The following is a 10,708-nucleotide window of genomic DNA, read 5'->3' as shown; positions in this document are numbered from 1 at the left end:
TTTGAACCTCCCCAGGGCTAAAGCGACGGGGATTCGGGCCCACCCAAAAGGGCGACAGTGGGACATTCAAATATCCCTCTAGACCCTCAAGCTTGTGGCTATTGGGCTTACTTTTTATTTGTTTGTTTTCCGAGTCCATCACTCTTGCCAGATAGGTACGCTCCTCTACCTGCCTTTATTTGCCCTTTAAGTATTCTGGGTTAGCGTGCCAGATATCTCGGTTGCCGGGATTTCTCCGCACTAGGTTGATTCAACACGTAGTGTGGCTGAAGCCGCGCACTCGCTCCAAGGCGACTGAAGTCGCTAATCGGCTAGACCCCAGCCTTAAAAGGACGGGGCTTGCGCCTCGTTTTTCGGTCATTTTCAGTGTAACCTCCGACTCGGAAAAAAAGTCCGCCTTTTGACCCCCCGATCGCCTGGAGGATCAGATTAGGCTTTGAAGAACTGAGTTTGACGCCGTTCGATCGTCGGTTGTCAGTTGCAGTTTTTTTGCAGTTTTGGGCATTGAAACTGGTTTTTTAAATCTCCATATTTCCTTCAAACCGTTTGGGAGACTCGGAACGGTGAGTAAAAGAAGAGCAAGAAGACTTTCGTTATCTATCGCGATGAAGTCAGAAGACATACACAGCAAGCTCGATCGCGATTCATATTTTACGTTAAGTTTAGGTGGATTTACTGACAAGACTATTTTTGATTGGCGATTCGGGAGCAATGCTGCTACTTTGAGGGTTTGGCCGACTGACTTTGGCGCAATCCGGCGGCTTCGACGAGTAGTGATTCGGCGAAGGCGATCGCCTCTGTGGCCGATCTGCCGCTGGCGAGTTGGGCGAGTTCTTCCCGTCGCTGCTGGCTGTTGAGGACGGCAACTCTGACGACAGTCCGTTCGCCCGGTTCGGAGTTGGCTGCTTCGCCGATAGTTGCTTCGGCTGCGATCGTCTGTTTGTTGACGCGAAAATGACAATCAGCCATGGCGGCGATTAGCGGCTGGTGGGTGACGCACAAAACTTGGTGTTTGTCGGAGAGTTGATAGAGCTTTTTGGCGATCGCACCGGCGACTCTCCCGGAGACTCCGGCATCGATTTCGTCAAAAATTAGGGTTCCGGCGCTTTCAATTTGGGAAAAACAGGCTTTGATGGCGAGTAGAAAGCGGCTCATTTCTCCCCCGGAGGCGATCGCCCCTAAAGGTTGCAGCGGTTCCCCCGGGTTGGGGCTGAAACAAAAGGCAATTTGGTCAGCACCGGTGGCGGTTGGGCTACAGGGCGAGATCTCGACTTGAAATTGGACTTTTTCCATAGCTAAGGGCTTAAGTTCTCCCACGAGGTGGGTTTCGAGTTTCAGGGCTGCTTCGCGCCGCAGGATGGTGAGGTGGCTGCAAGCGTCTTTTAATTGCTCTAGAGCAGTCTGATATGCGAGTTCTAAGGCTTCCATTGACTCGCCTCCTTCTAAAAGTTCGTTTAGTTCGTTTTGGATGCTGTGGTAGTAGGCGATCGCTTCTGAGAGCTGCCCGTATTTGCGGCAAATTTGTTTGAGTTCGCGAATCCGATCTTCTACTTCTTCGAGTCTTTCGGGATCTGCTTCTAATTGTTCGCCGTAGCTGCTAATTTGGCTGCTGGCTTCTGTGGCTTGAGCTAGGGCGTCGCTGACCATTTCTAAAATTGGTTGCAACTGGACATCGTAGACTACCATGTCGTTTAAAATTTCCTCGGCTTTGCTCAACAAGTCGGCGGCTGAGGCGCTATCGCCGTCGTTTTGGTAAAGGGCCTGGTGAACTCGGTAACTCTGCTGCTGCAATTCGACGACGTGGCCGAGGCGGATTGATTCTTGTTCTAGCTGTTCGAGTTCCCCGCCGTCTTCGATGTGGGCTTCGCTAAGTTCTCGGACTTGGTATTCTAATAAATCCAGTCTTTGCAGCCGCTGTTGTTCCGACTGACGCCTGCGGTTGAGGGCTGTTTTGGCGCTGGCAGCCCCCAGCCACGCGGTGCTGGTTGTCGATCGCGCTTGAGTGAGTTTTTTACCACCGTACAAATCCAGCCATTCTCGCTGGAGAGTTTCTTGGCCGAGGTGGACGGTTTGGCCTTGGGCCGTAATTTCCACAAGCCGATCGCGCAGTTGCTCCATTAACTGGCGGTTGACGAGAATTCCGTTCAAACGCGATCGACTCCGCAAAGCACCGCTAGATACGTTAATTTCCCGGCTGCAAACGGCTAAATTGCCATCTATGGGTTCGATTTCTTGCTCGAAGAGCCACTTGGCGGCGGATGAGTCTAATTCAAAGGTAGCTTCCAATATTGCCCGCGTTGCTCCGGTGCGAATCGATCGGCGATCGACTTTCCCGCCCAAAACTACATCGATCGCATCTAAGATAATCGATTTTCCAGCCCCGGTTTCCCCTGTAAATACGTTCAAACTCGGGCCAAAGTCTAGATCCAGGCGGTCAATTAGGGCAAAGTTTTCTATTCTGAGGGATAGTAACATGGGGAATTGGGAATGGGGAATTGGGAATGGGGAATGGGGCATAGGGAATGGGGAATGGGGCATTGGGAATGGGGCCCGCGCAGGGCATTGACTCCTCCCCTATCGGGCGCGTCGAATTTCCCGAGTCTTCTTTTGATTTTCAACTACAATACTTGTAATTTTGCCATTATCGATCGAGTCTCAACATCAATGCAAAGTAAATTACTGCTGCCCGTTGCTCTCTTAAGCTTTGTCCTGATTGGAGCTTTTGGCTGGAAGCTTCACCAAGACAAGGAGCGAGTCTATCAATTAACACTGGCCACGGGAACAAAAACTGGGAATTATTACCCTTTCGGACAGGCACTTGCTGATGTCGTCGTGAAACACAATCCGCGCATCCGCATTCAAGTTATTGAAACTCAAGGTGCTGAGGAAAATATGCGGAAGCTTGAGTCGAATGAGGCTCAGTTAGCGATCGTACAAAACGATACGGCTGCGGTACCTTCTGCTCGGGTAATAGCTTCGTTGTTTAAGGAAGTTTTTCATTTAATTGTTTCCGAACAGTCGGGAATTAAAAGTATTTCGGATTTAAAAGGCAAACATATTGCACTGATGGCAAGAGGCAGTGGTTCTTACAGTTCTTTTTGGTTGATGAGCGAACATTATGGTTTAAAAGAAACCGATTTTATGTTTACTCCAAATTCTTGGACAGAGGCTAGTAAATTATTTAGTAATGGGGAGGTTGATGCTATTTTTAGGGTACTGCCTCCCGGCAGCGATCTGGTTAGAAACTTGCTGCAAAATACGCAGGGAAAGCTAGTACAGATCGACCAAGGATCTGCCATGAAAATAAAGTTGCCTTATTTGGAAGCCGATATGATTCCTAAGGGTACTTACAAAGCCGATCCGGCTGTTCCCGATGCAGATTTGGCGACCGTGGGAGTGCAGGCTACTCTGTTGGCCCGGAAGGATGTCGATCCGGAGATCGTGCGGGAAATTACGCGGATTGTGTTCGAGTACCGCCGCAATTTGGTAGCTGCTAATTCGCTGGCGGCAATGATTAGTCAGCCTGGAGGAAATGGGGGTTTGGCTTTGCCCCTACATGAGGGCGCTCAGGCTTATTACGATCGCGAAAAGCCGGATTTTTGGGCGGCTAATTCCGATCTTATGGCTTTATATTTATCTATCGGAACGCTTTTCGCCTCTTGGGTTTGGCAGTTGCGCTCGCGCTTTGTAGAAAAACAAAAAAATCAAGCCGATCAGTTTAATTTGGCGATTTTAAGTTTGATTCAAAAAATTCGTCAAGCGAAAACTTCGCATGAAATTCATTTCTTGCAAGAAGAGTTATTTGAGATTTTTAACCAGGTGATTGTAGATTTGGACGAAGATCGGATTGATTCTGATTCTTTTCAATCTTTTACTTTTACTTGGGAAACTGCTATAAGAATTGCGCGCGAGCGAGAAAAGATGTTGCGGGAGTTGCGTCTGGCTTCGGATAGTGTGTGATTGATTGTGATAGACATATAGCCTTTACCAAAAAGATGAGGTATGTTGTTGGGATGCGAGCCCCAAGAGCGCTTGCATCGCAACTACGTACCAAGAAAGGTATGTTGTTGGGATGCGAGCCCCAAGAGCGCTGAAGCGCAACTACGTACCAAGAAAGGTATGTTGTTGGGATGCGAGCCCCAAGAGCGCTTGCATCGCAACTACGTACTAAGAAAGGTATGTTGTTGGGATGCGAGCCCTCTTAAAATTTGTTAGATAGCAAGTTATATCAATTTCGGTTGTACTGTCAGGTGATGTTGAATGTTAACTGTTGACTGTTAATTGTTTACGGTTTAAAGAATACCGATGCAACCGGAAACGATATAATGTATCAATCAACAACATGACGAGTTTCGTGCAGGGCTTTGTGATAGAATTTTCAGTGATGATTGAGAATTGCCTTTCCTGATGCACTGTAGCGCTGTTTGTCAGGTGCGTCGCTGTAAGATTATCGATATTTCTTTGGGAATTTTCGAGGGCGACGCACCCTACGACTGTTCCATCGCAATTATTTAAGCACGCTCCATCTAACGCACCCTACAATAATTTAGGTGAGACAAAACCTAGGTGTTTCCAAGCAGCGGCTGTGGCAATTCTACCCCGACTTGTTCGCTGCAAAAATCCGATTTGCATTAAATAAGGTTCGTACACATCCTCAATTGTTTGAGTGTCTTCTCCTGTAGAAGCTGCGAGGGTTTCTAAACCCACGGGGCCGCCGTTAAAGTTTTCGATCATTGCTGTCAAAAGAGACCGATCTGTCCAATCCAAACCTAGCGGATCGACGTTGAACAATTCGAGGGCGACGGAGGCAACTTCGGCGTTGATTGGCTTTAAATTTTTGACTTCGCTGTAGTCTCTGACTCGGCGCAGCAAACGGTTGGCAATCCGGGGTGTTCCGCGAGCGCGGCGGGCAATTTCTTCGGCTCCTTCTGGGGTGATTTGAGTGTCAAGAACTTGGGCGGTTCTTTGGACAATTAGACTAAGTTCGTCTATTTCGTAATATCGCAGTCTTTGGATCAAGCCGAAGCGATCGCGCAATGGAGATGTCAGCGACCCAACTTTGGTGGTGGCGCCTACTAAGGTAAAGGGTTTCAGCGGAATGCTGCGGATTTTGGCGCTTTTTCCTTGACCGATCGTAATATCTAAGCGGCAGTCTTCCATCGCTGGATACAGGATTTCTTCTGTAACTTTCGATAATCGGTGAATTTCGTCGATAAACAGCACGTCGCCTGCTTTCAGGTTGATTAGCAATCCGACAATATCTCGCGGTTTTTCTAGGGCGGGGGCTGTGGTGATTTTGCATTCAACTTCCATTTCTGCTGCTAAAATTAGCGACATTGTGGTTTTGCCCAATCCCGGCGGGCCGTAGAGTAACAGGTGATCCATCGGTTCGCCGCGGGATTTGGCTGCTGCAATTGCGATCGCCAAAACTTCTCTCAAGTCTTTTTGCCCGATATATTCAGCTAACCGCTGGGGCCGGATTTTGTCTTCTTGTTTGCTGTTGATTTCGTCGGGTAGTTCTTGCGATTCTAGTAGCGATTCCGTCTCGGGTTTGGCGGCTTTTTTCCGGGGTGCCGGGGCTATGTCTTCGGGTAGATTTGGGTCGGGTGGTTGTTGTTTGGAGGAGATAATTGCCATAGTTATTTGCGATCGGGCAATGGGAATTGTTTACAATTGTGAGCGGAATCATTACCAGTATTGAGTTCGCTATGAGTATTCCATCTTCTTTATTAGCCTCGGAAAGCATAACTTTTGAGGGGGCGATCGAGCTGACTCAATCTTTATTGCCCCAAATTGAGGGTTCACGACTTTCAGAGGCCCAGATCGAGCAAGCAGTGGCCTCTCTGGTGAAAACTAAGAACGGTGCTCGGGGTTTTTTTGTTACTTATCTGACGGACGAGGGACAGGTGGCAGACAGGCCTTCACCCGGAGCGATCGAGGCGCTGCGATCGGCTCCTGAGATCGTAGCAGAACTGCTGGTGAAAAATTTAGCGATGTCGTCGGCGATGGTTGTCTATCATTCGCGCCATCAAAGCGAGGAAAGAGCCGCGGGTTCTGCTAGAGTGCAGGGGCGATCGCACAATTTGATTCAAATCCTGCAAATGCCCGCCTGTAAAGCTGTAGCGTCCGAAATGCTGGAAAGTTTGCAGAATGCTAGCGGCGAGTACGAGGAATTTTTTGAACGGTGGGGCTACGACGACGAGCAAAAACTGGCGATACGTTCAGCAGTGAGTCAGGCGATCGGGTAAAGTAGACCTCTAGCAAAAATAGCTAGGATGGGCTACAGTCCCGCTCAAAAAATTGATTAAAAGGACTTTTGCAATTTTGTCTCTTATTTTCTTCAGTCTGCGGAGGCAGACTTCGTTTGTCTAGACGCGGTTTCAACCGCCGAGTCCGATCTTTGCCAGCAGATGCTTGATCAAAGCGGCGGGGCTGTGGAATAATTGCGGTTTAGCAAAAGCTGCACAATCGTAGCTGGAGTTGATTTAGGTGTGAAGGTTAGTGAACGAGGGCGAAAAAATTGCTGAGAACGGTGAAAGGAGTTGCCCAAAAAGCCCGATCGGCTCGCGGCAGGATGCCCGCAAGCAGCCAACGGTGGACGAAGCTGCATCTACTGACAACATTGGTGCGCCGGGACTTGGAAGCTCAATACAAAGGTTCGATTCTGGGCAATTTGTGGCCGCTGCTGAATCAGCTATCGCAATTGGTGATTTACACTTATGTATTCTCGATCGTCCTCAAGGTCAAGCTCCAACTTGCAGGGTTCCCCGAAAACAGTGACATTACCTTTGGAGTCTGGCTGTTTGCAGGTTTATTGCCTTGGAGTGCCTTCACCAGCGGTTTGATTAAATCGGGAGTATCCGTGGTTGGGCAGCCAAATTTAGTCAAAAAAGTGGTATTTCCCCTCGGTTTGCTGCCGCTAGTGCCGATTTTGACCGCTTTTATTGAAAGTTCTCTCGGTTTAGCAGCTTTGATTTTGATCGTAGCAGTGTCCACGCAAAAGCTCAACGCTACTTTATGCTTGCTGCCACTGGTTTGGGCGCCTCAGTTGCTGCTAACAGCGGGCTTGGGATATTTGACAGCGGGCTTGACAGTGTTTTTGCGAGACATTCCTCAGACATTAGGTGTTATTCTAAATTTTTGGTTTTATTTGACGCCGATCGTCTATCCAGCATCAATCATCCCCGAAGAATGGCGAGCGTGGATATTTTGGCTCAATCCAATGGCCGCCATCTCCGAGATTTACCGAGATCTGATACTGCTTGGAGAAGTCAAGCATTGGGGTGAATGGGGTGTCGCCACCCTGATTTCTGCTGCTATATTTTGTGCAGGTTTTGCAGTTTACCGCCGTTTGCGCCCCGCTTTTGCTGACGTGCTTTGACAGTTGACAGTTGACAGTTGACAGTTGACAGTTGAGGGCGACCTCTACCTGGAAGTCCGAGGATTCGAGTAATGAATCGTCTTTTTTTGATTTCTCCCTACAAGGGTTCCGGCTTTAAACCAATTTCTCCTGGTAAACTTATTTGAGATCGCAAGTCAATCTAAAATCTAAAATTCCAATAAAGGTTTGTAGTGAGGACTCGCATTCCTCATAAAAATCTGAGGACTAAAGTCCTCACTACAAACCTATTTTTAGTGAGATCGGACATAATATCAATCTAAAATCTAAAATCTAAAATCTAAAATCGGATGACAGAAAATGTAATTTCACTAAAAAATGTTTCTAAATGCTTTAAGCGATACGATCGTCCAGGAGACCGCTTAAAAGAAATTATTTACCCCAGCAAAAAACTCGCTGACGAATTTTGGGCTCTCCACGACATCAATCTGGAAATTCCTCAAGGACAAACTCTAGGAATTGTCGGCCGCAACGGTTCGGGAAAAAGCACTCTTTTGCAAATAATTGTGGGGACTTTGACGCCCACCACCGGCAGCGTGGATGTGAAAGGACGAATTTCCGCTTTGTTGGAACTTGGAAGCGGATTTAACCCGGAATTTACCGGGCGGCAAAATGTATTCTTCAACGCTCAAATACTGGGATTCAGTCAAAAAGAAACTGAAGCAAAGTTTGACGAAATAGCTGCTTTTGCTGATATTGGAGATTTCATCGAACAGCCAGTCAAAACTTATTCCAGCGGTATGTTTGTCAGGCTGGCTTTTGCTGTTGCGACTAGCGTCGAACCGGATATTTTGGTGGTTGACGAAGCACTTTCGGTAGGCGACGAAGCTTTTCAGCGCAAGTGTTTTGCCCGCTTGCAAAGCATTCAAGAAGGTGGCGGCACGATTTTATTTGTCTCTCACGCTGCTACTTCGGTGGTGCAACTTTGTACGTCAGCAATTTTAATGGATAGCGGAGAATTGCTGCTCGCTCACACGCCGAAGGTGGTAATTTCTAAGTATCAAAAGTTGATCTATGCAGATCCAGATAAAGTATTGGGGCTGAAGTCAGATATTCGATCGCTAAATCAACTCACAAAGCAAGAAAGTGACAACAATCTTCAGGATGCTAATTTAGAAAGCACAAAGACGGAGGTGAAACCCGAGCAATATCACTCGAAATCCCAGGAACATTATGATGAATTTTACGATCCGGGGATGATACCGTCGAATACGGTGAGGTATCCGTCTCGCGGAGCGGAAATTATCAACCCCCACATCGAGACTCGGTCGGGAACTGTGGTAAATCACTTGATTGGTCGTCAAGATTATGTTTACACTTACTCTGTCACTTTCTCGCGGTCAACTTCCAAGGTGAGGTTTGGAATGTTGATTAAAACGATTAGCGGTTTTGAGTTAGCTGGTGCTTCTTTAAAGGCTTCCAGTCAGTCCGTTAGGTATGTGGAAGCGGGAACGACAATTGTCGTGAAGTTTCAGTTTAAATGTTTGCTAAATCCTGGGGTTTATTTTTTGAATGCGGGGGTTGTGGGAACGGTAGATGAGGATTTAACTTATCTGGATCGCTGCGTTGATGTGGCGATGTTTAGAGTTCAGTCTTGTACTGAGTCCTGCGGTAACGGCATCGTTGACTTGCTGATCGAACCGTGTTTAACTGTTGTTAATTCTGATTCTCTGGTGAAAAAGGCGTCAACCGAAGTCATCTAAAATTCTGTGAAAACAATGAGCGAGAGCAATTTAGATTTAGTCCAAAATCCGGTAATCGAAGCATTTATTCGAGAGCAAACTAAGTTTCCCGAAGATTTTAAACTAAATATCTGCGAAAACGATGAAATGTATTTGTTTGCGTTGAGCAATGTCAAGGACGATCGCGATCGGGCTTTGGTGCGCTATTATTCGCTGGGGCGCCGCATCCTGGATACGGTTAAACAGGTTGTGGATTGGCATTTTGGCAGTTTTGAAAATGTACCATCTTTTCTAGATTTTGCCTGCGGTTACGGTAGATTTACACGGTTTTTGATTCAGGAAATGCCGCCGGAACAAGTTTGGGTTTCTGATATTTATGCTAATGCGGTTAAGTTTCAAGCTGAATACTTCGGCGTTAGCGGTATTGTTTCGACTGGCAAACCAGAAAATTATTTAATCGATCGCAAATTTGACTGCATTCTGGCTAATTCTTTTTTCAGCCATATGCCGGAAAGAACTTTTACAAGTTGGTTGCAAAATTTGTACGATTTGTTGACTCCTAACGGTATTTTGATGTTCAGCGTTCACGATGAGTGTTTGCGTGCTCCTAATGTAGAAATGCCTGCTAATGGTATTCTGTTCAGCGCCCTCAGCGAAAGTCAGTCTTTAGATAAGGAGGAATACGGCACAACTTATGTAACTGAAAAGTTTGTCAGAGAAGTTGTCGATAAAGTTAGCGCAGGTAAGGCTTTTGTTCACCGCATCGAAAAAGGTATATGCAGGTTTCAGGATTTGTATGTTGTCACAAATCAACTATCTAGAGATTTTTCGGAGTTGAAATTCAATCAGCACCCGGAAGGATATGTTGATGTTGCTGCTTTTACAAATAAGGAGAATTTGTATCTGGAAGGATGGGCGGCAGATCTGAATGGCGGCGGTAAAATTGAGGATTTGCAAGTGCTGGTAAACGGTGAGTTTGTGCAGAGGTGCGAGCCTTTTTACGATCGCCCGGATGTGGCCGGACACTTTGAAACTGATGTGGCTTTGCAGTCGGGTTGGAACTGTTATTTACCGAAAAACTCTGTGGCGCCGCAGGATGTGTTAACCGTTAAAGCAATCAATAACTACGGTTTGACATGGATTTTGGAAACTTGCACTGTGCAATCGCTGGTAAGGCAAAAGCAATCGCGGTCTTTGTTGGGGTCTACTCAACTCAAACTTCAATTGGTTGAAACTCAGCTAGCTGGGGCTAAGATAGAATGGGAGCAAAGTCAAAGTAAGTTAATGATTACTGAAACTCAGTTAGAAGAATCTCATACTAAGTTGGAAGAAACTCAAAATCAATTAATTTCAGTTCACTCGCAGTTGGAACAAACTCAAAGTCAGTTAGTGTCTCTGCAAATGCAGTTGGAGAAGACTGAAAATCAGTTGATGAATGTCAAGCAAGAACTAGAGAAATCGCAATGTCGAGTTGTGGCGATGGAAAGTAGCAAGTTCTGGAAGCTGAGAAGCACGTGGTTTCAAGTCAGGCGAGCGCTCGGTTTAGCGGGAGAATAAGACAAGACCATTTTAGATTTTGGATTTTGGATTTTGGATTTTAGATTGTGGATTGGAGATTGGAGATTGG

Annotated in this window: 7 protein-coding genes; 5 read left to right on the top strand and 2 right to left on the bottom strand. The window is 46.7% G+C overall.

Features of this window, described 5'->3' with window-relative positions:
• Window positions 1-717: 717 nt before the first annotated feature.
• Entirely contained in the window at window positions 718-2,475 is a 1,758-nt protein-coding gene (recN, locus tag JGK07_RS22520; RefSeq protein WP_293224884.1) for a DNA repair protein RecN, read from the bottom strand.
• 12 nt (window positions 2,476-2,487) lie between these two features.
• Here recN and JGK07_RS22515 point away from each other — a divergent pair, with 12 nt between their 5' ends.
• Window positions 2,488-3,960, top strand: a complete 1,473-nt coding sequence (locus JGK07_RS22515) for a TAXI family TRAP transporter solute-binding subunit (protein WP_293190495.1) — start codon at window positions 2,488-2,490, stop codon at window positions 3,958-3,960.
• A gap of 576 nt (window positions 3,961-4,536) precedes the next feature.
• Here the strand turns inward: JGK07_RS22515 and ruvB are convergent.
• On the bottom strand, window positions 4,537-5,637 hold the full coding sequence (ruvB, locus tag JGK07_RS22510; protein WP_293196652.1) for a Holliday junction branch migration DNA helicase RuvB: 1,101 nt from the start codon (window positions 5,635-5,637) through the stop codon (window positions 4,537-4,539).
• A gap of 71 nt (window positions 5,638-5,708) precedes the next feature.
• Between ruvB and JGK07_RS22505 the strand changes: the two genes are divergently transcribed.
• The 4 genes from JGK07_RS22505 to JGK07_RS22490 all read left to right on the top strand — a co-directional run bounded on the left by JGK07_RS22505 (window position 5,709) and on the right by JGK07_RS22490 (window position 10,638).
• Window positions 5,709-6,248: a hypothetical protein gene (locus JGK07_RS22505; RefSeq protein WP_293224886.1), complete on the top strand. Its 540-nt coding sequence runs from the start codon at window positions 5,709-5,711 to the stop codon at window positions 6,246-6,248.
• A 326-nt stretch (window positions 6,249-6,574) separates the two neighbouring features.
• Window positions 6,575-7,381: an ABC transporter permease gene (locus tag JGK07_RS22500; protein WP_293190518.1), complete on the top strand. Its 807-nt coding sequence runs from the start codon at window positions 6,575-6,577 to the stop codon at window positions 7,379-7,381.
• A 308-nt stretch (window positions 7,382-7,689) separates the two neighbouring features.
• Window positions 7,690-9,102, top strand: a complete 1,413-nt coding sequence (locus tag JGK07_RS22495; RefSeq protein ID WP_293183314.1) for an ABC transporter ATP-binding protein — start codon at window positions 7,690-7,692, stop codon at window positions 9,100-9,102.
• Window positions 9,103-9,117: 15 nt separating this feature from the next.
• A complete protein-coding gene (locus JGK07_RS22490) occupies window positions 9,118-10,638 on the top strand; it encodes a class I SAM-dependent methyltransferase (RefSeq protein ID WP_293196651.1) in 1,521 nt (506 codons plus the stop codon).
• Window positions 10,639-10,708: the final 70 nt, after the last annotated feature.

The sequence above is a fragment of the Microcoleus sp. PH2017_24_DOB_U_A genome (genome assembly GCF_020738205.1).
Taxonomy (GTDB): domain Bacteria; phylum Cyanobacteriota; class Cyanobacteriia; order Cyanobacteriales; family Microcoleaceae; genus Microcoleus.
This window is presented reverse-complemented; position numbering and strand designations above follow the sequence as displayed.

Bases quoted from the DNA above. Each gene is read 5' to 3' on its own strand.
- recN (WP_293224884.1), bottom strand. From the start codon at position 2,475: ATGTTACTATCCCTCAGAATAGAAAACTTTGCCCTAATTGACCGCCTG.
- JGK07_RS22515 (WP_293190495.1), top strand. From the start codon at position 2,488: ATGGGGAATTGGGAATGGGGAATGGGGCATAGGGAATGGGGAATGGGG.
- ruvB (WP_293196652.1), bottom strand. From the start codon at position 5,637: ATGGCAATTATCTCCTCCAAACAACAACCACCCGACCCAAATCTACCC.
- JGK07_RS22505 (WP_293224886.1), top strand. From the start codon at position 5,709: ATGAGTATTCCATCTTCTTTATTAGCCTCGGAAAGCATAACTTTTGAG.
- JGK07_RS22500 (WP_293190518.1), top strand. From the start codon at position 6,575: ATGCCCGCAAGCAGCCAACGGTGGACGAAGCTGCATCTACTGACAACA.
- JGK07_RS22495 (WP_293183314.1), top strand. From the start codon at position 7,690: ATGACAGAAAATGTAATTTCACTAAAAAATGTTTCTAAATGCTTTAAG.
- JGK07_RS22490 (WP_293196651.1), top strand. From the start codon at position 9,118: ATGAGCGAGAGCAATTTAGATTTAGTCCAAAATCCGGTAATCGAAGCA.